This is a genomic window from Streptomyces sp. NPDC048420, assembly GCF_040651535.1.
In the GTDB taxonomy this organism is placed as follows: domain Bacteria; phylum Actinomycetota; class Actinomycetes; order Streptomycetales; family Streptomycetaceae; genus Streptomyces.
On record NZ_JBEZKG010000003.1, the window covers coordinates 69,185 to 91,803 of the forward strand.

The following is a 22,619-nucleotide window of genomic DNA, read 5'->3' on the forward strand; positions in this document are numbered from 1 at the left end:
ATGTCGGCAATGAGCAGCAACAACTGGGACCGTCGAAACGTTCTGCGAGCCGCGATGGGCCTGGCCGCCGCCGGCGGGCTGGCCGCGTGCGGCAGCAACACGGGCCGGAGCGGCGGATCGGGCGACGGGCTCGTCCAGTTCTTCCACGCTTACGGCGAGGCGGGCACGGAGCAGGCCATCAAGCGGTACGCGAAGGCGTACAAGAAGGCCAACGTGACCACCAACTGGATCACGGGCAACAACTTCGAGGCGAAGCTCTTCGCATCCCTGCTCACCAAGAACGCGCCCGACGTCTTCGAGTTCCACCCGCAGATCCAGATGGTCAAGAGCGGCCAGGTCGCGGACCTGACCGACATCATCGCCCCGGTCAAGGACGACTTCAATCCGGCCGACATCAAGTCGCACACGGTGGACGGGAAGATATACGGCGTCCGCATGATCGACGACCCGCAGTTCTTCTTCTACCGGAAGTCGATGCTGGAGGCGGCCAAGGTCGACGTGCCGACCACCCTCGACGAGCTGCTCGAGGCGGCGGAGAAGCTCACGACCAACAAGGTCAAGGGCCTCTTCCTCGGCAACGACCTCACCCCGGCCATCAACCCGCTCATCTGGTCGGCCGGTGCCGACACCCTCACCCCCGACAACAAGCCCGCCTTCCACACGGACGCGGTCGTCGCCGGCATGAAGCAGCTCCGCCAGCTGTTCACCAGCGGCAACCTGCTCCTCGACGCCCCGGCCGACTACTGGGACCCGTCCGCGATCAACCAGGGCCTGTGCGCCATCCAGTTCTGCGGCATGTGGGCGATGCCCGCCATGCAGAAGGCGCTCGGCGACGACCTCGGTGTCTTCCCCTTCCCCAAGGTCGGCGACAACGGCAAGCAGTCGGTCTACAACGGCGGATGGTCGATGTTCGTCAACGCCAAGGGCAAGAACGTCGACGCGGCCAAGGAGTACGTGAAGTGGCTGTGGATCGACCAGAAGGAGTACCAGGAGGACTGGGCCACCTCGTACGGCTTCCACATCCCGCCGCGCACCTCCATCGCGCAGTCCGCCACCAAGCTCAAGACGGGTCTGCCGGCCGAGGGCGTCAAGCTCTTCAACGAGTTCGGGCACTTCGACAACATCGGCTGGACCCAGGCGATGATCACCGCCGTGACCGACGCGTTCGCCAACAGCGTCCGTAAGAACGGCGACCCGAACGCCGCGCTGGCCACCGCGGAGAAGAAGGTCAACGCCGAGCTCAAGAAGCTCTTCGGTTAGGCCGACGGAGCATCCACGACATGTCGACCACCACCACGCGCGGGGTCACCCAGCCCGCCCCGGCCAAGGCCCCCCAGGCCCGGCCGCGGCGGGGCCTGCGGGGCAACCCGACCTTCAACTTCTGGCTCTTCACCGGGCCTTTCCTCATCGGCCTGGCGATCTTCGTCTTCGTGCCGATCTTCTGGAGCATCTGGCTCAGCTTCTTCGACGCGCGCTTCACCGTCACGCCGAGCAAGTTCGTCGGCTTCGACAACTACGAGAGCATGCTGACGAACTCCAACTTCACCGGTTCCCTGGTGACGTTCACGGTGTTCGCGGCGCTCATCGTGCCCCTCACCTGGGCGCTGTCCCTGGGCCTGGCGATGCTGGTGCACCGGCTGCGGTTCATGCGGGCGTTCTTCCGGTCGGTGTTCTTCCTGCCGACCGCCGTGTCCTACGTCGCCGCCGCGCTGATCTGGAAGATGTCCATCTTCACCGGTGTCCGCTTCGGTCTGATGAACACGGTGCTCGGCTGGTTCGGCGTCGACAACATCGCCTACCTGTCCGACCCGAACCCGCCCTGGTACTGGCTGGTCATCGTGACCGTACGCCTGTGGCTGCAGGCCGGCTTCTACATGATCCTGTTCCTGGCCGCGCTGCAGAACATCCCTGCGGAGCTGTACGAGGCGGCCGCGATCGACGGCGCCAAGCCCGGCTGGCAGACCTTCCGGTACATCACGCTTCCCCAGCTGCGCGCCACCTCCACTGCGGTGATCCTGCTGCTGCTCGTCGCCGCCTACCAGGCGTTCGACGAGTTCTTCAACATCATCACGACCAAGGCCACCTGGGGTCAGACCCCGCTCATGGTCCTGTACAAGACGGCCCTCGGCGAGAACCAGGACTACGGCGCCGGCAGCGCGGGCGCCGTCATCCTCACGGTGCTGATCTGCGCCGTCACGCTCCTCCAGGGCAAGTTCATGGGCTTCGGAAGGGGGGAGGACTCCAAGTGACCACCACCGCACCTCAGGTGGGCAAGGAAGGCCGCAAGAAGCGCGGAGGCGTCCTCGGCAACACGGGCCTGTACCTCGCCGTCAGCGTCGCCGCCCTGCTCTTCCTGCTCCCCTTCTACCTGATCCTCCGCAACTCCCTCTCCACGGACCCGGAGATCACCGGCGAGAACTGGAAGCTGCTCCCCTCCTTCCAGTGGGGCAACATCAGCGAGCTGTTCAACGACCCGACGGTGGACTTCGCCCGCTCCATGTGGAACTCGACGGTGATCGCCGTCTCCATGACCATCGGCACCCTGCTGATCTGCTCCCTGGCCGGCTACGGCCTCGCCCGGATCCCCTACAAGCACGCCAACAAGGTCTTCTACGTCGTCCTCGCGACCCTGATGGTCCCCTCCGCCGTCACCTTCGTGCCCAGCTTCGTGCTGGTCTCGTCCCTCGGCTGGATCGACACCTACCGCGGTCTGATCATCCCCGGCCTGTTCAGCGGCTTCACCTGCTTCCTGTTCCGGCAGTACTTCCTCGGGTTCCCGAAGGAGCTGGAGGAGGCGGCTCGCGTGGACGGACTCGGATACTGGGGCGCATACTGGCGGATCGTGGTGCCCAACTCGCTGAACTTCTTCGCGGCGATGGCCACGATCACGTTCATCAGCGGCTGGAACGCCTTCCTGTGGCCGTTGGTCATCGGCCAGGACCCGAGCTCCTGGACCGTCCAGGTCGCCCTGTCCTCCTTCATGACCAACCAGACCGTGAACTTCCACCTGATCTTCATGGCCACCGCCATTTCCATCCTGCCCCTGGTGTTCGTGTTCCTCTTCCTCCAGCGCTGGCTGGTCCAGGGAATCGCGCAGACCGGCATCAAGGGCTGACACCTCTCTCAGGACCTGGAGACCGATGTCTTTCCGCACGACCAGCGCTTTCGACTACGTCGAGGACGTGTCCCCGGGCAGCGGGGCCCTCCCGCCCCGCGCCTGGTACGCGTCCTCCGACGCGAAGGCCCTGCCCCTCGACGGCACCTGGCGCTTCCGGCTGTCGGCGACCGCCGACGCCGAGGACGACTCCTTCGCCGAGGAGGGATACGACGCCGCCGGCTGGGCCGAGGTCACGGTCCCCGGGCACTGGGTCCTCCAGGGTGACGGCGCCTTCGGGCTGCCGATCTACACCAACCACCTCTATCCCTTCCCGGTGGACCCGCCGCACGTCCCCACCGAGAACCCGACCGGCGACCACCTGCGTGTCTTCGACCTGCCGGAGGACTGGCCCTCGGACGGGGGCGCGGTCATCCGGTTCGACGGCGTCGAGTCCTGCGCCCGGGTCTGGCTCAACGGCACGGACATCGGCGAGTTCAAGGGCTCCCGGCTCGCGCACGAGTTCGCCGTGGGCCATCTGCTGAAGCCGAAGGGCAACGTCCTCGCGGTCCGTGTGCACCAGTGGTCGGCCGGCTCCTACCTGGAGGACCAGGACCAGTGGTGGCTGCCGGGCATCTTCCGTGAGGTGACCCTGCTGCACCGCCCGGCGGGCAGCGTCCTGGACTTCTTCGTGCACGCCTCCTACGACCACCTCACCGGCGAGGGCACCCTGCGTGTCGACTCCGACGTCGACGGACGGGTGCTCGTGCCCGCCCTCGACATCGATGTCGCCACCGGTGAGTCCGTGACCGCCCTGGTGGCCCCGTGGAGCGCCGAGAGCCCCCGGCTGTACGACGGCGAGCTGGTCACCGAGGGCGAGCGGGTCCCGCTCAGGATCGGCTTCCGTACGGTCGTCCTGGAAGACGGTCTCATCAAGGTCAACGGCAAGGCGATCCTGTTCAAGGGCGTCAACCGGCACGAGTGGCACCCGGAGACGGGCCGCACGCTCGACCTGGAGACCATGCGCGAGGACGTGCTGCTGATGAAGCGGCACAACATCAACGCCGTCCGCACCTCGCACTACCCGCCGCACCCGGCCTTCCTGGACCTGTGCGACGAGTACGGCCTGTGGGTCATCGACGAGTGCGACCTGGAGACCCACGGTTTCACCGAGCAGGACTGGCGGGACAACCCCGTCGACGACGACCGCTGGACCCCGGCCCTCCTGGACCGCGCGGCCCGCATGGTCGAGCGGGACAAGAACCACCCCTCGATCGTCTTCTGGTCGCTGGGCAACGAGGCCGGCACCGGCCGCGGGCTGACCGCGATGGCCGAATGGATCCACGGCCGGGACCCCGAGCGGCTCGTCCACTACGAGGGCGACTGGAACTGCCGGGACACCGACGTGTACTCGCGGATGTACGCCTTCCACGACGAGGTCGAGCAGATCGGCAAGCGGCTGGACGGTGGCACGCTGGGCCGCCGTGAGCTGCCGTTCATCCAGTGCGAGTACGGCCACGCCATGGGCAACGGCCCCGGCGGCATCGCCGACTACCAGGACCTCTTCGAGAAGTACGACCGTCTCCAGGGCGGCTTCATCTGGGAGTGGATCGACCACGGCGTCAAGCACCCTGAGCTGGGCTACGCCTACGGCGGCGACTTCGGCGAGGAACTGCACGACGGCAACTTCGTCTGCGACGGCCTGATCTTCCCGGACCGCACGCCCTCCCCCGGGCTCCTGGAGTACAAGAAGGTCATCGAGCCCGTCCGCATCGAGGGCGCCGACGGCACCGTACGCGTCACCAACAAGTACGACTTCGCGGACCTGTCCGGGCTCGCCTTCGAGTGGTCGTACGAGGTCGACGGCGAGACGGTCGAGGCGGGCACGCTGTCGGTGCCGGCCCTGGCGCCCGGCGAGTCGGCGGACCTGAAGCTGCCGGAGCCCCCCGCCCACGAGGGCGCGGAGGCGCAGTGGACCGTGCGGGCGCTGCTGGCGGCCGACACGGCCTGGGGACCGAAGGACCATGTCGTCGCGTGGGGGCAGGTCCCCGCTTCCTCGCCGGTACGTCCTTCCGTGGCGCCCACCGACCGGCCCGTGCGCGGCGAGAAGCTGATCACCCTCGGTCCGGCCTCCTTCGACGCGCGTACCGGTGCGCTGAAGGAGATCGGCGGGGTCGCCGTCGAGAGCCCGCGTCTGGACGTGTGGCGGGCGACGACCGACAACGACGAGGGCACGGAGTGGAACTCCGGCATCCAGTACAGCGGGCTGTGGCGCACGCTGGGCCTGCACCGGATGCGGCACCGGCTGGCGTCCGTGGAGGTCGGCGAGGAGGCACTGACCGTCCGGACCCGGGTATCGCCCGCGGCCCGCGAGGTGGGCCTTGGCGTGGTCTACCGCTGGACCTCGGACGGCTCGCGGCTCCGCCTGACGGTGTCCGTCGACCCCGAGGGCCAGTGGACCGTGCCGCTGCCCCGGCTGGGCATCCGGCTCGGGTTGTCCGAGGCCGACCAGGTGCGGTGGTTCGGCGGCGGTCCCGGTGAGGCCTACCCGGACACCCACAAGGCCTCGATGGTCGGGCGCTGGGACTCGACCGTGGACGCGCTGCAGACGCCGTATCTGCGCCCGCAGGAGAACGGCGCGCGCGCCGACGTCCGCTGGGTGGAGCTCGGCGGTCTCAGGATCGAGGGCGACCCGGAGTTCTCCTTCACGGCCCGGCGCTGGACGACGGAGCAGCTGGACGCGGCGAAGCATCTGACGGATCTGCGGGCCGGTGACACGGTGTGGGTGAACCTGGACCACGGCCACCACGGAGTCGGCTCGCAGTCCTGCGGTCCGGGCCCGCTGCCGCAGTACCACCTGCGGGCGGAGCCGGCGGAGTTCTCGTTCGTGTTCTCGGTGCTCGCCCTGTGATCGGTCGGTCCTCGGTGATCGATTAGTCCAATGCACAGGTGGATTAATCCATTGCCAGTGTGATCGGGATTCTGCAACGGTCATGGTGTACCCGCGGCCGGTCGGCCCTCCAAGCCGACCGGCCGCAACTCTTGTTCAGCACAAGGGAGTTCACAGAGTGCCCGGAAGCATCGAGGTTCGCGGCCTGTCCCGCACCTTCCACACCACCGTCCGCCGCCCCGGCCTCGCCGGCACCCTGCGCTCCCTGGTCAACCCGGAGCGGGTCGCCAAGCACGCCGTCTCGGACATCACCTTCGACGTGGCGCCCGGCGAGCTCCTCGCCCTGCTCGGGCCGAACGGCGCCGGCAAGTCCACCACCATCAAGGTGCTCACCGGCATCCTCACACCCACCTCCGGCGAGGCCCGGGTGGCGGGCGTGGTGCCGTACGAGGATCGCGAACGCAACGCCCGTAACATCGGCGCGGTGTTCGGGCAGCGCACCCAGTTGTGGTGGGACCTGCCGGTACGGGAGTCGTTCTCGATCCTCAGGGACATCTACGAGGTGCCCAAAGCCGAACACGCGGCACGGCTCGGGGAGTTCGACGACATCCTGGAGCTCTCCACGTTCTGGGACACCCGGGTCCGTCACCTCTCCCTCGGCCAACGGGTGCGCTGCGACCTGGCCGCGGCCCTGCTGCACGACCCGCCGGTCGTCTTCCTCGACGAGCCGACCATCGGCATGGACGTGGTGGTCAAGGAACAGGTGCGGGAGTTCCTGCGCCACCAGGTCGAGGAGCGCGGCCGTACGGTCCTGCTGACCACGCACGACATGACCGAGGTCGAGCGGCTCGCCGAGCGGGTCGTCCTCATCAACCACGGCAGGCTCGTCCTGGACGGCAGCCTCGACGAGATCCGCCGCAAGTTCGGCTCCACCTGGCAGGTCCGGGCGACGCTGGCCGACGCGCACACCGAGGTCGTGGCGCTGCCCGGGATCGCCGTACTGAAGAAGGACGGGCCGCAGGTGGTCTTCGGGCCGGAGGGACCGGACTCCCCCACCGTGCACCAGGCGCTGAAGGCGGTCATCGAACGGTACGAGGTGACGGGCGTCGCCATCGACGAGGCCGACCTCGAAGACGTGATGCGGGCGGCCTACGTGCATGCCGAGGCGGTCTGAGATGGCCGTCCTGCACGCCTGGCGCGCCGCCCGCGTCACCCCGCTCGGCGAGCTGCACGCACCGCCCCGGATGACGGCCGTCCTGGTCCGTCTCGCCGTCCAGGTGGTCCTGGTGGCCTCCCTGTGGCACGGCCTGTACTCCCACACCGGCACCACCGCGGGCCTCTCCGAGGGCCAGGCGGTCACGTATGCCGTCCTGGCCGTACTCGCCTCCCGGCTACGGGAGTTGGACCAGTACGCGGGCCGGGACACCGTGCTGCAGCACATGCACTTCGGCACGATCGTCTACTGGTACCTGCGCCCGCTGCCGCCCCAGCGCTACCACGCCCTGCGCGCCATCGGTGAGCAGTTGTACGGCTTCGCGTGGGCGCTCGGCGGCTACCTGGTCTGTCTCGCGGCGGGCGTGCTGGATCCGCCCAGGTCGGCAGCCGTGGCAGGGGTGTTCACGCTGAGCCTCCTCCTCGGCCAGTGGGTGCTCTACTACGTGATGCTGATGCTGGACCAGTTGTGCTTCTGGACGGTGCGCAACACCGCGGCGATGCTGATCCTGATCTTCGCGCAGAACCTGCTGTCGGGTGTGTACGCGCCGCTGTGGTTCTTCCCGGACTGGTTCATCACGCTGAGCGGATTCCTGCCGTTCCAGGCGACGTTGAGCGTGCCGCTGTCGATCTACATCGGACGCATTCCGTTGTCGGACGCCGTCCCGCAGCTGGCGATCCAGGCGTTCTGGGTCGTGGCGCTCACCCTGTTCACCCGTTTCCTGTGGCGGCGGGCCGCCCGCCGCGTCATCTCCCAAGGAGGCTGAGGCCGATGAACGCCGTCCGGATCGCGTGGCGCATCACGCGTCTCAACTTCCGTGCGCAGCTGGAGTACCGGACCGAGTTCCTGCTGATGATCGCGATCGGCGCAATCTGGCAGGTCTCGGTGATCGTGTTCGCCACGGTGCTGCTGACCCGGTTCACCGGGATGGGCGGCTGGGACAGCTCGGAGGTCCTGCTGATCCCGGCGACGAGGATGCTCGCGCACGGGCTGTTCGTCATGCTCCTGGGCCGGGTGCACGGTGCGGGCCGGCAGATCCAGGAAGGGAAGATCGACGTCTACCTGACCCGCCCGATGCCGGTGTACCGCCAGCTCCAGCTGGCGTTCTTCCCCACGAACGCGATCGGCGACCTGACGGTCGCGGTCGGCCTGATGGTGGGCGCGCTGAGCCGCAGCCAGCTGGACTGGACACCGGGCCGGATCTCCTACCTGGTCGCGGCGATCATCGGCGGCATGTTCCTGGAGGCGGCCCTCTTCACCGCGATCACCTGCGCGGCCCTGCGCTTCCCGGCCGCCGACTACTGGAGCCGCTGGCTGGAGGAACTCCTCGGCACCTTCGGCAGCTACCCCCTCAACGTCCTCCCCAGCGCGGTGGGCGCCCTCCTCACCTACGGCCTCCCCCTCGCCTTCGTCGCCTACTTCCCGGCGGCAGTCCTGACCGGCCACGGCCACGACACCGGCGCCCCGTACTGGCTGGCGGCGGCGTCACCGCTGCTGGGGGTGGTGGCGTATCTGGGGGCGCGGGTGCTGTGGGGATGGAGTCTGCGGCGGTATTCGGGGGTGAACGGGTGACTTCACCCGGCCTCACTACGCCTTTAGCTGCCAGTGAAGACAGCGTGATGAAACCGAGGTCCACCCGAACAACACCCCCACACCAGAGCTCCCGGATTCGGCCGGGAGGTGACAGCCCCTGGCCAGGAGTCGGTAGGGTGATGGGGGTCTCGGAGACGCGCCGGATGCCGGGGCGCACCCGAATTGGCATCAGATCTACCAGCTTTACCGTAGGGAAAGAGTTCATGGGGGAGCAGTTCACAACAGATCTAGACCAACTGCAGACGTTCATCAGGACGCTTGAGGGATGTGTTCAGGAGCTCAACGAGGCACGGACTGCGTTGGCCCATGTCCGCGCCGACCAAATCGGAACGCAGCGTCTCGATGAATCGTGTGACGGCTTCCAGGAACGCTGGAAGTACGGAGCCGAGCAGACCAAGAAGATGATTGACGCCATCAGTGAGGGCGTCAAGGCCAACAAGAAGGCATACGAAGAGGTCGAGGAAGCACTAAACAAGGCCTTCAAAGACATCGGGAAGGCCTCGACAGGCAGCGGTTACGGAGGAGCCAAGTAAATGGCGACGAATCCGTACCGCAGCCTCGGCTGGAACCCGGTTCCTGGAGTCCCTGGCGAAGTTCATGCTCTGCAGCAGAAAGTCTCGCACGCGGCGACCTCTCTGCGTAACTGCCACAACCAACTCCAGAGGTTGAGCGGTGAGAGCAGCTACTGGCAAGGGGACGCGGCAAAGAGCTTCCGTGACGCGCTTGATGGAGATCTGTCGATCTACGTCAAAAACGCCGCACGCTCCTTGGAAAAGGCAGCCGCACAGCTGAAGATTTGGGACGAGGATCTGACGTCCAACCGCGACTTGGCGCGGAAATACGACGAGGAGGCCGGCGAGCGGAAAGCCGCCGCAGCCAAAGCCAAGGAACATTACGGCCAGGCCAAGGAACACCCGGATCTCAAGCTCGCGAACCAGCAGTTCCCCACCCAGGCGGAGGCCGACGCGGCGGAGCAGCGGCTCCGAGCCGCCGAGCGCAGCCTCAATGAAGCGACAACTGCGCTCAACAGTGCGAACGACGCATACAGCGATGTCATCCGCAAGGCGGAGCAGCTGGAGCACTCACACACGGACCAGGCGGACTGGGTCGCCAAGTCGCTCGACGACGCCACCGACAAGTTGGCGCCGCAGGAGCCGGGCTGGCTCAGCAAAGCTGTCAACGGCATCTGGGAAGCGATCAAGGCCGTCGGCCAGTTCCTCTATGACCACGCCGGCACCATTGGGGCCATTGCCGGCCTTCTGGCACTCATCCCCGGCCCCTGGTCTCCCGTGTTCGCAGGCATCGCACTGGTAGCGAGCATGGTCTCCATGACGCACAACCTCGCGGACCCGGAGTTCAGATCGGCTTTGTGGGGTGACAAGTTCGGATGGAACATGGACACTTTCTCGGCCTACGGCTCCCTCGCCGGTGACACCCTGGGGATGGTGCCAGGTGTCGGCGCCCTGGGTAAGGCCGGGAAAGAGGTGGCTGAAGCCGCGAGGATGGCTGAAGGGTTCGGTGAGACCGTCTCGACCGGCGCAAAGGTGACCGAGTTCGCCAAGGACATCGTGCCTGCCTTCTCGAGGAGCCACACAGACGATCTTGCTGCGGCTGTGGCCGACGCCGCGGCAGGCGGGGCGGCCCAAGTGAAGCGGATCGCCGACTTCGGCATGAACTCCGTCAACGTGACCGCAAATCTGGCCTCTTCCGCAGAGACCTTCGGCTGGCTTCCCGATGACGGTGCCGGGCACAACACCGCCGAAACCACTAAGGCGGCTGCAACTCTGCACGGGATCGCCGGGCTTGTGGGGCTCGCATGACACCGACGATGCCCGTCTTCTGGTACGGAATTCCGCGAGGCTACCTGCAACTTGACCTGGATCCCTCGTCCGAGCGTTTCGAGCTGCTCGCGGAGCAAGTAATCGGTCTGCCTACGGAGCTGCGAGGGAAGGCCGATCAGGTGTTTCGATTCTATGCGGGTGCCCTCCTGCTGCTTAATCAGCAGCATGTGCAGGGATGCGCAATCGGATTGCACCCCGACGGTAGTGGCGGGATCCTTTCCTCCGTCATCACCGTAGCGACCATGTCCGCATCCGGAGTCGATCCGAAGTTGGTCATCGCCTCCCTGGTGAAATCAGCCGACGAAACACCGGACAAACACATTCAACCGCTTGAACTGCCGTGCGGTACGGGATTCCTCTTCGAGGAGGAGCGCACCACGACAGCCCCAGGCAAACCCTCGGACGGGGGTGATGACCCCCCGGAAGGGAACGTCTGGCAGGGCACCGTGGCCGTGCCCGCTGTGGCCTCGTCGGAGATCGTCATGTTGCAACTGGTCACGTCCGAAGTTGACTTCGTGGACGACTACCGCAATGTGCTGCTTGGCTTCGCATCCACGCTCACATTCACTGACCCATCGCTCGCGGAGACGGAGAGCAGAGGCGGCAGCTCTGCTGCGCAGGTGAGGAGCCCCTTCGGATGAATCCACCCAATGCCGTGGAAGTGAACCGGCTACTGAAGCGCAATTATTCCCTCCTGTTCAGGGGAATTCTTCTACGTCTCGTCATCTTCGGGACGCTGTGCGCGACACCGGTAGTCCTGGCGCAGACCGGGACATGGGACTCGCCGGTTCTGGCGGTGCTGAGTGTGGCGGGGGTCCTGGGATTTGTCCTGATGGCCTACAGGTTTCCGTTCGCTTTTCTCTCGCTGCGCAGATGCGGGAGGGTGTTGAAGGAATACCCCCTCGAGTTCCGCACAGGCATGTCGAAGAAGAGCGAGAGTCGGACCAAGTACGGCACGGTTTTCACTGTGCGGGTCAAGGCCGACGAGCGGGGCAGGTCCCCGCTCATGAGGGCGGTTGACGCCTTGGAGCGTCATCGCTGGCCCCAGGGTGGTGAAGACGGTGTCTGGTTCGCGGGGGATCTGCCGTTCGGAGGGGTGGTCGTCGTACCCGGCAGCGACACCCTGCTGGTGGTACGACCGCAGGACTGGGACAAGTTCGCCCCGGAACGGGAGCAGGCGGACCCCGAGCGCGTCGCGAAGGCGAAGCGGGCCCGTCTCGCGAACCGGGTGAGATAGGGCCCGGGATCCGGCGCCCGGTTACGTGCGGACCGGAGACTGATGGACGAACCGTGCGCCTTTCGGGCGGCGGGATCTTGCGCAGCAAGCGTCCTCTCAGGCGCGCCGGATCGGAGTGAACAGGGCGGCGACCGCGACAAGTACGCAGCAAGCGCCCGCCACCAGGCCCACGGGGGCCGTGCCCTGTTCTTCCGCCGCCCAGGTCAGGGCTGCCGCGCCGATCGGGGCCGCCGCGTAGTGGAGGGTCCAGAAGGCCGAGGTGACGCGGCCAAGGAGGGGTTCGGGGGTGATCTCCTGGCGGAAGGACATGGAGCAGGTGCCCGCCATGCCACCGCCCGCGAGGAAGAGCGGAATTACCGCCGCACAGCGGCTGGTTCGGCGGGGGTCAGGTCATGGTCCAGGGAGCGGATGCCCGGTATCGGCGAGGGCAGCAGCCACAGCACCGACAGCACTCCGCCGACCGCGACCGTGACGAGGGTCGCCCTGAGCCCCACGGTCGTGGCGAGCGCTCCTCCGACGAGTGCGCCGAGAGGGCGTATCCCGTAGTTGACGGTGCTGTAGGCGCCCGCGACGCGGCTGCGCAGGGAGTCCGGAGTGATCGCGGTCTGCAGAGAGTTGAGGGGCACGTCGAACCACATCACCCCGAGGCCCACCAGGAAATAGGCGCCGCCCAGGAGAAGGACACCGGCCCACTCCGGTCCGCCGGCGACCGCGGCCAAGGCGAAGGGGGCCGGGAACAGTACGGCCCCGACGGTGACACACCGCCCCACACCGATCCGTCGGGACAGCCAGGGCGCCGTGAGCGCGCCGACGAGGGAGCCGCTCGCCCCGATGCCGAGCGTCAATCCGATGGCGCCCGGGGAGAGTTGGAGCTCACGGTCGGCGAAGAGCACGACCATCCCGGTGCCCGCAAGGAAGGTGAAGAAGTTGACGGTGGTGCTACAGCCCAGGCTCGCTCGCAGCACCGGGTCCCGCAGGACGTAGCGCAGTCCGTCCCGAGCGTCGCGCAGCAGCGCGGGAATCACGGCGCCGGAACGGGCCGCCGGCTCGGGCTCGTCGACCGGGGCCCTGCCCAGCAGCAGCGCGGACACCAGGAAGGACAGGGCATCGGCGACCACGGCGACCGGCGCGCCCAGCACCTGGACGAGCCCGCCGCCGGCCGCGGGACCGGCCACGAAGGACGCCGAACGGGCCGCGCTGAACTTGCTGTTGGCATCGACGTACGAAGCTCGCGGCACGATCCGCGCGAACAGCGGCGGCCAGGCACAGCCGGCCGTCACTCCCGCGAGACCGCCGAGCAGCACCACCACATACAGCTGCCAGAGCGTGACGGCGCCCCACAGGTGGGCGACGGGCAGGGAGAGCAGCACGCCCGCCCGTACGAGGTCCATGACGATCAGCAGCCGCCGCTTCCGCGCCCGCCCGTCGACCCAGGCGCCCAGCACCAGCGCGAGCAGGTTCGGCGCCCAGGCGAGCGCCGTCAGGGCGGCGACCTGACCGGCGGAGGCGTCCAGGACGGTGACCGCGATGAGGGGTACGGCCACTTCGGAGACCCGGTCGCCGAACTGCGAGACGGCGCTGCTGGCCCAGTACCGGACGAAGCGCCGGTCGCGCCACAGGGAGGTCACGCGTCGGCGCCGTCCGCCGACTCCGGCAGCACGTACCGGAGCAGCCGTACACCCCGGCCGTCCGACGGTGTCCACTCCCGCGTGACATAGGGAGCGAGGACGGCCTCCATCGCGTCCTCGATCGCGGCGAGTTCCTCCGCGGTCACCGTGATACGGGTGTTGGCGAGGCCGGAGAGCCTGCGCCAGGCCGGTTCGAGGGCGGGTTCGGTCTCCGTCGCCCAGCGCTCTGGCAGTTCCGCGGCCCGCGCGAACATCTCCCAGGACAGCGCCCGCGCGGCCGAGGTGCCGTCCTCGTCCTCCGGCACCTGGAGACGCCATCCCCGGGCCACCGCCTCCCACCGCCGTTCCCGCCGGTCCGTGCCGCCCTCGACGGCGTCCCGCACCAGCCCGAACCCCGCCAGGTGCCGCAGATGCCAGCTGGCCACGGAGGGAGTGGCTCCGACATGCGGCGAGAGTTCGGTGGCGGTGGCGGGTCCGTACCGCTGGAGCCGCTCCAGGACGGCGAGCCGTACGGGATGCGCGAGCGCCCGCATGGCCTTCGGGTCGGTGATCTCCATGTCGCCGAGACGGTTTCCGGGATCCATGACGTGAGAGTGTCCTCTCACAAAACGTGAGAGTCAACTCTCAGATCTGAATGGCCTGTTGATGCCCACCGTCGGCCGGTGGGCACAAACGGTCAGGCCGTGCCCACGTTTTCGGCGATCAGGCGGAGCAACTGCTTTGTCAGGGCGTCCTGTTCGGGTGTGAGACCCATCGCGTCCCCGATCGCGGGCGGTACGTCGCGCGCCCGCTCCCGAAGGGCCGCCCCTGCGTCCGTCAGGCGGATGGCGATCGAGCGCTCGTCGCCCGGGCGGCGTTCGCGGCGCAGCAGGCCGGCCGCCTCCAGGCGCTTGAGCAGCGGTGACAGGGTGCTGGACTCCAGCTGGAGGGCCGTACCCAGATCGCGTACGGAGATCGAGTCCTGTTCCCAGAGGGCCAGCATGACCAGGTACTGGGGATAGGTCAGCCCGAGCTCGTCCAGGAGTGGGCGGTAGCGCGCGGTGACCGCCCTGGACGCCGCGTAGAGGGCAAAGCAGAGCTGATCGTCCAGGAGCAGGGACGCCTCGGCCCTCTCGGCCCGCTCACCGGTGGATGTACTCACGGAACGACTCCCTTCCCTGGGTCTCCAGCGTATCCGTTCGAGTCCACTCGATTCTATCGAGCCCTAATTAGTTGCGCACGACTAAATAGCGCGCTACTATTCTGGACATGCCGCCGCTCGGCCGAACCCAGAGACTGGGGGTGCCCGCGGCACCCGATCGGAGGAGATCACCATGACCGACAGCAGCCCCCGCCCCGTTCTGGAGCCCGCCGCCCAGGCCTTCGCCGAGGCCACCGCGAACCCGCCGTACCTCTTCGACCTGGGGCCCGTCGAAGGCCGTAAGGCCGTCGACGAGGTGCAGTCGGGCGACATCGCCAAGCCCACCGTGGACGAGGAGTGGGTGACCGTCGCGGGCGGCCCCACGGGCAGTGTCCGGGCCCGGATCGTCCGCCCGGCCGGCGCCACCGGCCCCCTCCCCGTGGTGATCTACATCCACGGCGCGGGCTGGGTCTTCGGCAACGCCCACACCCACGACCGGCTGGTCCGCGAGCTCGCCGTCGGCACCGGTGCCGCGGTCGTCTTCCCCGAGTACGACCTCTCGCCCGAGGCCCGCTACCCGGTCGCCGTCGAGCAGAACTACACGGTGGCGAAGTGGGTCGTGGAGCAGGGCGCCGCCAAGGGCCTGGACGCCACGCGGATCGCCGTGGCCGGGGACTCCGTCGGCGGCAACATGACCGCCGCCCTGACCCTGATGGCCAAGGAGCGCGGTGACGTCCCGCTCGTCCAGCAGGTCCTCTTCTACCCGGTCACCGACGCGAGTTTCGACACCGGTTCCTACCAGCAGTTCGCCGAGGGGTACTTCCTGCGCCGGGACGCCATGCAGTGGTTCTGGGACCAGTACACGACCGACGAGAAGCAGCGCGCCGAGATCACCGCGAGCCCGCTGCGCGCCTCCGTCGACCAGCTGCGCGACCTGCCCCCGGCCCTGGTGATCACCGCCGAGGCCGACGTGCTGCGGGACGAGGGCGAGGCGTACGCGAACAAGCTGCGCGAGGCCGGCGTCCCGGTCACCGCGGTCCGCTACCAGGGGATCATCCACGACTTCGTGATGCTCAACGCGCTGCGGGAGACACATGCCGCGGAGGCCGCCATCGCCCAGGCGATCAGCACCCTGCGGACGGCGTTCGCGACGGCCTGAAGCACGCTGTCCAGGGCCTCTGGAATTCGCCTCTCCGGGGCCCCGGAGTGCATGGATCACCCGGGGGCGGCACCCACGCGGACCTCCGCCCAGACCGTCTTGTACACCCCGTCCGGCCGGGGCTCCACGCCCCACTCCTCCGACAGCGCGTCGACCAGCAGCAGCCCACGCCCGCCCTCGTCGGGCTCGTGCGCGGGCACCGGCAGGCGTTCCCCGCGCGCGTCCATGACCTCCACCCGCACCCGGTCCTCGCGCAGCACCAGCCGTACCCGGAACCCACGCCCGCGCACCCGGCCGTGCCGTACGGCGTTCGCGGCCAACTCGGCGACCACCAGTGCGACATCCTCGTTCGGACCGGTACCCCGCGGGTGGCCCCAGAGGTCCATCCGGGCGGCGACGAGGCGGCGGGCCCGCCGGGCGCCGGACGGGGTGCAGGCGAAGAGCTGGGTGAACGTGCTTACGGTGGCCGCGGGTTGGACCTCGGTGTCTGCGTGCATGCCCCAACCGTCCCGGGAGGAACGGCAGTCGGCCAGGCACGAAACTCGTACGCTTCGGGTTGTACGAGTTACGGAGTGGACAGGACGCGTCACGGTCCGTGACCATTTCTCGCATGAGCGACAGTGCCGTGAGCATCGAGAGCCCCGCCGAGCCCGAACCGTCCGACAGCCTGAAGGCGTTCGGCGAGGCACACAAGGCCTTCCGCAAACGCGCGGGGTACACCCAGGAGGAGTACGCACCCATGGTCGGCTACCAGCCGTCGACCGTCGGGTCCATCGAGCAGGGCCGCCGCTTCCCCCAACGCAAGTACGTGGACCGGGCGGAGGAGGTCCTGGACGCGTTCGGGGTGCTGAAGGGGGTGTACAAGCACGCGACCCGGGAGAAGGGGCTGGCCTCGTGGTTCCGGCAGTGGGCGGAGCTGGAGGAGATCGCGATCAGTCTGTACACGTTCGAGAACCGGCTGGTTCCGGGGCTGTTGCAGACGGAGGGGTATGCGCGGACGCTGTTCAGGGAGCGGGTGCCGGTGCTGACGGACTCGGAGATCGAGGCCCTGGTCACGGCCAGGTTGGAGCGCCAGTCACTGCTGAGTGAGCGACCAAACACGTCGTTCAGCTTCATCGTCGAGGAGCATGTGCTCCTGCGGCCGACGGGTGGGGAGGAAGCCCGACGCGAGCAGATCGAGCACCTGTTGGAGGCCACTGCGCCCCGCAACGTGGAGTTCCAGGTGATGCCGAGCTCGCGCGGTTACCACCCTGGGCTGAACGGTCCGATCCAGCTGTTGGAGACACCGGAGAACGAGTGGTTCGCCTACCTGGAGGGCCAGGAGAGCAGCCAGTTCATCGTCAAGCCGCAAACGATCAGCATGCTCCACATGCGCTATGCGAAACTTCGCTCACAGGCCCTGACCCCGGAGGACTCCCGGAGCCTGCTGGAGCGGATGCGAGGAGCATGATGAGCACGACTGAACTGTCCTGGTTCAAGAGCAGCTACAGCGGCGACAGCTCGGGTGACTGCGTCGAGGTCGCCACCTGCCCCACCACCATCCACGTCCGCGACTCCAAGAACACCCACGGCCCACAGCTCGCCCTCTCACCCACCGTATGGACGGACTTCGTGGACTTTGCCGCGCGAGGCTGACGGCGATCGTGGCGCGTGTAGTCGTAGTACACGGCATCGGGCACCAGTGGTCGGGACCGGCCTTGATGGGCAAGGACGTCGGGCCGGCGCTGCGGGACGGTGTGCGGCTCGGGTCGGGGTTGCGGCTGGACGAGGACGACGTGGCGTGCGCGTTCTACGGCGACGTGTTCTTCGAGGAGGGCACACGGTCGTCGGACGTGCCGCCGTGGGACGAGTACGACGTGGACGAGGGCTTCGAGGCGGAGTTGCTGGAGGCCTGGTGGCAGGCTGGGGTTCAGCTGGATCCCGAGGTCGAACCGCCGGACCCGGTGGGTGCCCGGGCGATCCCCGGTAGGGCCGGGCTTCTGACCGACCGGGTCCGCGCCGCGCTGGACGCGCTGTCCGGGTCCCGGTTCTTCGGCAGCTACTCGGACCGCATGATGGTGTTGGCCCTCAAGCAGGTGCGGCGCTACATGAACGAACCGGCTGTCTGGCAGGCGGCACGGGCGAGAGTGGCCGCCGAGATCGGCCCGGACACGCGGGTGGTCGTGGCCCACTCCCTCGGTTCGGTGGTGGCGTACGAGGCCCTGTGCGAGCATGCGGAATGGCCGGTGACGGACTTTGTGACGGTCGGTTCCCCGTTGGGCCTGTCGCTCATCTTCAACCGGCTCAGCCCACTGCCTCGGGACGGCAAGGGGGCCTGGCCCGGCAACATCACTCGCTGGACGAACCTCACGGACCCCGGTGACCTGGTCGCCGTTGTGGATGAACTCGCCCCGCGTTTCGGCGGGGTGGTGGATGATTCCCTGGACAACGGGTCGGCGCCGCACAGCCTGACCCGCTACCTGCTCGCGAAGAAGACCGGGCGGGCGGTCGCCGAGGGACTGGCGTAACGGGGACGGGTATGACGGACACGGGCACGGGGCGGCGTTTTCTCGTCTCCGTGGGGGTGAGTACGTACAGGGACTCCAGCATCACGCCCCTGCCGGGCGCGGCGGCCGACGCGGAGCGGGTGGCGGGGCTGCTCGAACCGATGGGATACGTACGGGTGTTGCCGGACCTGTCCGTGAATCCGTCGCACACCGAGCTGGCCGAGGGGCTCGACGAGTGGGCGTACGAGACGGAGTTGGGACCCGAGGACACGGTGGTGGTGTACTTCGCGGGCCACGGCCGCAAGGAGGGCCACGAGCACTTCCTGCTCTGCTCGAACCACCGGCCGGGCCGCTGGTCCACGGCCGTACGCAGCGACGACCTGGCGAAGCCGCTGGTACGGAGCCAGGTGGGCCATCTGCTGGTCATCCTGGACACGTGCTTCGCGAGCGCCGGTACGGAGAGCGTGGCCACTTTGGCGACACAGCTCACGCACACGCGGCGCGGGAGCGCACAGCGGGCGATGATCGCTGCTGCGCGGGGCAAGGAGACGGCGAAGGAGAACAAGTTCGTCGATGCCTTGACGCAGGTGCTGGCGACGCCCCGAACCGGGCCGTCCCAACGCTACTTGAGCGTCCGCGAGGTCACCGCGCGCGTCAACGAACACCTGGACTCCCCACACCAGCACGCGAGTCACTCCGTGATCGACAGTGCGGGGCAGGACCCCTTCTTCGACAACGTCCTGTACATCCCGACGGCTGACCAGAACGGCCTGGATCTGGCCGTGTTGGCACAGTTGCGCAAGCGTCACGAGGGTCATTACGGGCCTCGGGGCAAGGGGTTGGAGCACGCCGGTGAGCGCGGTGACTACTTCACCGGGCGTACGTCCGTTCTCGGCTCGCTGTCCGACTGGCTCCGGGGACCGCACGACCGCAAGGCCCGCGTGGTCACCGGTGATCCGGGGTCGGGCAAGTCGGCCGTACTGGGGCGCCTTCTGGACCTGTCCGACCCTCAGCACCTGGCCCGGAGCACGGCCACGGAGGCTGCCTGGCTGCCGCCGGCGGGGCTGGAGATCGTAAGGCTGTGGGCACGACGGGCCAGCGGAACGGATCTGGTGCGGGATCTGGGTGCGGCGGTCTCCTTGCCGGACACCGATCTGACGCAACTGCTCAAGGAGTTGGGATCGCGCACGGACGAGGTCGTCATCGTGATCGACTCGCTCGACGAAGCCGGGACGGCCGGAGACCAGACCGAAGGCCGCCGTATCGCACGGGAGTTGCTCCAGCCGCTGTCGGCGATGTCGGCGGTGCGGTTGATCGTCGGGACGCGACGCGACCTGATCCCCGCGCTGGGGCAGGCCGTGGACGTCCTGGACCTGGACACGGACGAACACGCGCGAGAGGCGGTGACCGACTATGCCCGTGCCCTGCTGCTCGACGCCCACGACCCTGACAGCCGCTCGCCCTACCGCCACGCACCGGACCTGGCCAACGAAGTCGCTCTCGGCATCGCCGCGCAGGCTGGCCGGTCTTTCCTTGTAGCCCGTATGAACGCCCGCGCTCTCGTCCATCGGCAGCAGGTCGTCGACACGAGCGAGGACGGCTGGGAGCTCTCCCTTCCCAGCGATGCCAAGCAGGCCTTCGCGGACTATCTGGAACGCTTCGGAGCCCAACGGCAGCGAGTTGTACGGCTGTTGCGACCGCTCGCATATGCCCAGGGCGCCGGACTGCCGTGGTCGACGATCTGGGCACCACTGGCGGAGGCGTTGTCCGGGACGCCGTGCAGCAACGACGACCTGGAGTGGCTGTTCGAGATCGCGGGGTCGTACATCACGGAGGAGGAGAGCGACGGGGCGTCGGTGTTCCGGCTGTACCACGAGACGATGGCGGAGTACCTGCGGGTACCGAGCTCGTCCGTGGACCATCAGCGGGCCATCGCAGGTGAGTTGAGCACGCTGGTGCCCCGTCATCCCGCCACCGGAGAACGAGACTGGGCGTCGGTTCATCCGTACGTCCTCACACATCTGGCGAGTCACGCCGTCGCGGGAGGCATCCTCGACGGATTGCTCACGGACACCGAGTACGTGGTGCACGCGGATCCAGTCACCTTGCTGCGGGCACTGGATGTCGCCACCGGTCCGGACGCCGAGAAATTCGCGGCGGTCTACCGGACCTCGGCGCATCTCCTGTCGACGGCGAGCGCACGAGCGCGGCGCGACATCCTCTCCATCGACGCCGCTCGATACCGTCGGCCCGACCTCGCCGAGCAGCTGTCCCAAGGACGCTCTTGGAAGGTTGCCTGGGCCACGGGCGGCCTGGTGCACCCCGCGCATCGCAGGACGCTCGCGTACGACCTGGACGCCCCACACGTTCTCAGCTTCACCGCCGACGGCCACGACTACGCAGTGACCGGCGGGAACGAATCCTGCGCCCTTCGCCAGTGGGATCTCCGGACCGGTGAATGCGTCCGCGCTTTCGGTGGCGGGGAAGACCGTCCGGAGATCCTGCACAAGCTCATGGTCGACGACCGCCCACATGCCCTCATCGTCAACCAGGGCCTCCAGCTGTGGGACCTACTCACCGGAGAATGCGCGTACTCCATCGACGGTCCGGCGACCTTGGTCATGGAAATCTGCGGAGTCGTGATAGATGACCGGCCACACGCGCTCACAAGCGACGAAGGCGAGGATGCCTCCGTGCAGGTGTGGGATCTCGTGTCAGGGGAGCACGTGCGCACCCTCCTCGGGCACACCGGGATGATCACCAGCGTCGCCGCCGTCACCTTCGAAGGCCGGCCCCATGCCCTCACTGGCAGCAGTGACGAGTCCATCCGACTGTGGGACCTTCTGGATGGCACATGTGTCCGCATCTTTGGCGAGCAGAAGCACGAGGTGTCAGTGGTGCATGGCATCTTCATCGACGATCGCCCCCATGTCCTCGCCGGCGACGCCACAGGCACCATGCGCCTTTGGGATCTCCAGACCGGAGCATGTGTACGCTCCTTCGTTGGGCACACGCACGAAGTAGCCGGCGTCGACACCCTCACCATCAATGGCCGACCACACGTCCTCAGCGTCGGGGGCGACGAGACCGTGCGACTGTGGGACCTCGAAAGTGGCGTCTGCGCACAGACGCTTGCCGGACACACCGACTACATCCAGGTGGTCTGCGGTGTCACCGTCAACGGCCAGCCCCACGCGCTCACGGCGTCCGTCGACGAGTCGGTCCGACTGTGGTCCTTGGACGGCAGCCACGCCACCACGACTTCTCCCTGGCACACGAACTGGGTGGTCGGGGTGGCCGCCACCAGTCTGAGCAACCGACCTCACGCCGTCACCGTGAGCCTCGATCACTCCACCAGGCTCTGGGATGTTTCCTCGGGCGACTGCGTTCGCGTACTCTCGCAGGACTTGCAAGCCGTACGAGGTATCGACAGCTTCACCATCGACGGTCGCCCTCATGCTCTGACCGCAGAAAACCGCTTCGTCCGCTTGTGGGATCTCCAAACCGGTGAGTGCAAGCGCACCCTGGCCGCTGACAAGGCGTATCCCTACATCCAGTCGGTGGATGCGTTGGAGATGGACGGCCGCCCACATGCCCTCGCAGGCAGCGTGAACGCGCTCTATCTGTGGGACCTCCACACAGGCGAACAACGGTTCCTCATCAGACACAACGGGGCGATCCAGGCAATATCCAGTGTCCGCATCAACGATGACCTCTACGCCCTCACCGGCGACCATCGGGGTGCCCTGCGCCTCTGGGATCTCCGGACCGCGGAATGCGCGGCGACCCTGACGGAGCAGGGCACCAGGGCTCGATCGGTCTGCGTGGTCACGCTGAACGACCGCCCCCACGCTGTCGTCAGCCACCGATCGACCGTACATCTGTGGGATCTCCAGTCACGCAACCGCACCCATCTCCTCTCCGGACACACGGGCGAGGTGAAGACGGTCAGCCCTCTGACCCTCGACGACCACCCCCACCTCCTGACCGCCGCCGAAGACGCCACCGCCCGCATATGGGACCTCCAAACCGGCGAATGCACCGAGGTGATCTCCCTCCCCCTCCCCACCACAGCCGCCACCGCCGTCGGCACCGACCTCCTCATCTGCTTCGCCAACGACATGGCCCTGTTCCGCCGAACCAAAAATCACTGGCCAAGAACCCAGGCCACCTAGGTAACGTCCCCCCATGCCCACGGATCGCCATCGCGGTGGCGGGGCGGGCCGGGAAGGACGCGCTGGCCGCGTTCGCCGGTGCCTACCGGGCGTACGCCCTCGCGCGCCCCGGGACGTACAGAAGTCCTGGGACCGGGCGGTCGACGCCCTGCACGTGGCTCTCACCAACTGGCCCCCTGAGGA

Annotated in this window: 20 protein-coding genes and 1 pseudogene; 16 read left to right on the forward strand and 5 right to left on the reverse strand. The window is 67.8% G+C overall.

The features are described from left to right. The 11 genes from AB0D34_RS05415 to AB0D34_RS05465 all read left to right on the forward strand — a co-directional run bounded on the left by AB0D34_RS05415 (position 1) and on the right by AB0D34_RS05465 (position 11,868). Positions 1 to 1,260, forward strand: coding sequence for a sugar ABC transporter substrate-binding protein (locus AB0D34_RS05415; protein ID WP_362656791.1), 1,260 nt, complete (start codon positions 1 to 3; stop codon positions 1,258 to 1,260). A gap of 20 nt (positions 1,261 to 1,280) precedes the next feature. Next, the gene (locus tag AB0D34_RS05420) at positions 1,281 to 2,249 is read left to right on the forward strand and encodes a sugar ABC transporter permease (RefSeq protein WP_362656794.1); all 969 of its coding nucleotides are present in this window, start codon (positions 1,281 to 1,283) and stop codon (positions 2,247 to 2,249) included. Next, positions 2,246 to 3,115, forward strand: a complete 870-nt coding sequence (locus AB0D34_RS05425; RefSeq protein ID WP_362656797.1) for a carbohydrate ABC transporter permease — start codon at positions 2,246 to 2,248, stop codon at positions 3,113 to 3,115. The genes AB0D34_RS05420 and AB0D34_RS05425 overlap by 4 nt, the downstream gene beginning before the upstream one ends. A gap of 25 nt (positions 3,116 to 3,140) precedes the next feature. After that, positions 3,141 to 6,005 carry a glycoside hydrolase family 2 TIM barrel-domain containing protein gene (locus tag AB0D34_RS05430; protein WP_362656800.1) on the forward strand — a complete coding sequence of 955 codons (2,865 nt, stop codon included), beginning with the start codon at positions 3,141 to 3,143 and terminating at the stop codon, positions 6,003 to 6,005. Between the two features lie 157 nt (positions 6,006 to 6,162). Then, complete coding sequence (locus AB0D34_RS05435) at positions 6,163 to 7,158, forward strand: ATP-binding cassette domain-containing protein (RefSeq protein WP_362656803.1); 996 nt, start codon at positions 6,163 to 6,165, stop codon at positions 7,156 to 7,158. 1 nt (position 7,159) lies between these two features. Continuing rightward, positions 7,160 to 7,963: an ABC-2 family transporter protein gene (locus tag AB0D34_RS05440; RefSeq protein WP_362656806.1), complete on the forward strand. Its 804-nt coding sequence runs from the start codon at positions 7,160 to 7,162 to the stop codon at positions 7,961 to 7,963. 5 nt (positions 7,964 to 7,968) lie between these two features. Beyond that, positions 7,969 to 8,769 (forward strand): ABC-2 family transporter protein, encoded by an 801-nt coding sequence (locus AB0D34_RS05445; RefSeq protein ID WP_362656809.1) that lies wholly within the window; start codon positions 7,969 to 7,971, stop codon positions 8,767 to 8,769. A gap of 224 nt (positions 8,770 to 8,993) precedes the next feature. Further along, positions 8,994 to 9,323, forward strand: coding sequence for a hypothetical protein (locus AB0D34_RS05450; RefSeq protein WP_362656812.1), 330 nt, complete (start codon positions 8,994 to 8,996; stop codon positions 9,321 to 9,323). Next, positions 9,324 to 10,610, forward strand: a complete 1,287-nt coding sequence (locus tag AB0D34_RS05455; protein ID WP_362656815.1) for a putative T7SS-secreted protein — start codon at positions 9,324 to 9,326, stop codon at positions 10,608 to 10,610. Further along, positions 10,607 to 11,272, forward strand: a complete 666-nt coding sequence (locus AB0D34_RS05460; protein ID WP_362656818.1) for a hypothetical protein — start codon at positions 10,607 to 10,609, stop codon at positions 11,270 to 11,272. Before AB0D34_RS05455 ends, AB0D34_RS05460 begins: the two co-directional genes overlap by 4 nt. Continuing rightward, positions 11,269 to 11,868, forward strand: a complete 600-nt coding sequence (locus tag AB0D34_RS05465; protein ID WP_362656821.1) for a hypothetical protein — start codon at positions 11,269 to 11,271, stop codon at positions 11,866 to 11,868. Before AB0D34_RS05460 ends, AB0D34_RS05465 begins: the two co-directional genes overlap by 4 nt. A gap of 96 nt (positions 11,869 to 11,964) precedes the next feature. Here the strand turns inward: AB0D34_RS05465 and AB0D34_RS05470 are convergent. The 4 genes and pseudogenes from AB0D34_RS05470 to AB0D34_RS05485 all read right to left on the reverse strand — a co-directional run. Then, positions 11,965 to 12,231 (reverse strand): annotated as a pseudogene (locus AB0D34_RS05470) (MFS transporter); the annotation flags it as partial. Further along, on the reverse strand, positions 12,222 to 13,496 hold the full coding sequence (locus AB0D34_RS05475; RefSeq protein ID WP_362656824.1) for an MFS transporter: 1,275 nt from the start codon (positions 13,494 to 13,496) through the stop codon (positions 12,222 to 12,224). The gene AB0D34_RS05475 and the pseudogene AB0D34_RS05470, both read right to left, overlap by 10 nt. Beyond that, on the reverse strand, positions 13,493 to 14,080 hold the full coding sequence (locus AB0D34_RS05480; protein ID WP_362656827.1) for a helix-turn-helix domain-containing protein: 588 nt from the start codon (positions 14,078 to 14,080) through the stop codon (positions 13,493 to 13,495). The genes AB0D34_RS05475 and AB0D34_RS05480 overlap by 4 nt, the downstream gene beginning before the upstream one ends. A 92-nt stretch (positions 14,081 to 14,172) precedes the next feature. Continuing rightward, entirely contained in the window at positions 14,173 to 14,637 is a 465-nt protein-coding gene (locus AB0D34_RS05485; protein ID WP_362656830.1) for a MarR family transcriptional regulator, read from the reverse strand. Between the two features lie 172 nt (positions 14,638 to 14,809). On the opposite strand from AB0D34_RS05485, the gene AB0D34_RS05490 reads away from it, so the two are divergent. Continuing rightward, entirely contained in the window at positions 14,810 to 15,775 is a 966-nt protein-coding gene (locus tag AB0D34_RS05490) for an alpha/beta hydrolase (protein ID WP_362656833.1), read from the forward strand. A gap of 56 nt (positions 15,776 to 15,831) precedes the next feature. On the opposite strand, the gene AB0D34_RS05495 is transcribed toward AB0D34_RS05490, so the two are convergent. Further along, positions 15,832 to 16,272: an ATP-binding protein gene (locus AB0D34_RS05495; RefSeq protein ID WP_362656836.1), complete on the reverse strand. Its 441-nt coding sequence runs from the start codon at positions 16,270 to 16,272 to the stop codon at positions 15,832 to 15,834. Positions 16,273 to 16,385: 113 nt separating this feature from the next. Between AB0D34_RS05495 and AB0D34_RS05500 the strand changes: the two genes are divergently transcribed. The 4 genes from AB0D34_RS05500 (at position 16,386) to AB0D34_RS05515 (ending at position 22,436) form a co-directional block, all read left to right on the forward strand. Next, positions 16,386 to 17,225, forward strand: a complete 840-nt coding sequence (locus tag AB0D34_RS05500) for a helix-turn-helix transcriptional regulator (RefSeq protein WP_362656839.1) — start codon at positions 16,386 to 16,388, stop codon at positions 17,223 to 17,225. Beyond that, positions 17,225 to 17,410, forward strand: a complete 186-nt coding sequence (locus tag AB0D34_RS05505; RefSeq protein WP_362656842.1) for a DUF397 domain-containing protein — start codon at positions 17,225 to 17,227, stop codon at positions 17,408 to 17,410. Before AB0D34_RS05500 ends, AB0D34_RS05505 begins: the two co-directional genes overlap by 1 nt. A gap of 65 nt (positions 17,411 to 17,475) precedes the next feature. Next, positions 17,476 to 18,282 (forward strand): antibiotic ABC transporter ATP-binding protein, encoded by an 807-nt coding sequence (locus tag AB0D34_RS05510; protein ID WP_362656845.1) that lies wholly within the window; start codon positions 17,476 to 17,478, stop codon positions 18,280 to 18,282. Positions 18,283 to 18,293: 11 nt separating this feature from the next. Beyond that, positions 18,294 to 22,436, forward strand: coding sequence for a caspase family protein (locus tag AB0D34_RS05515; protein ID WP_362656848.1), 4,143 nt, complete (start codon positions 18,294 to 18,296; stop codon positions 22,434 to 22,436). The last annotated feature ends 183 nt before the right edge of the window (positions 22,437 to 22,619 follow it).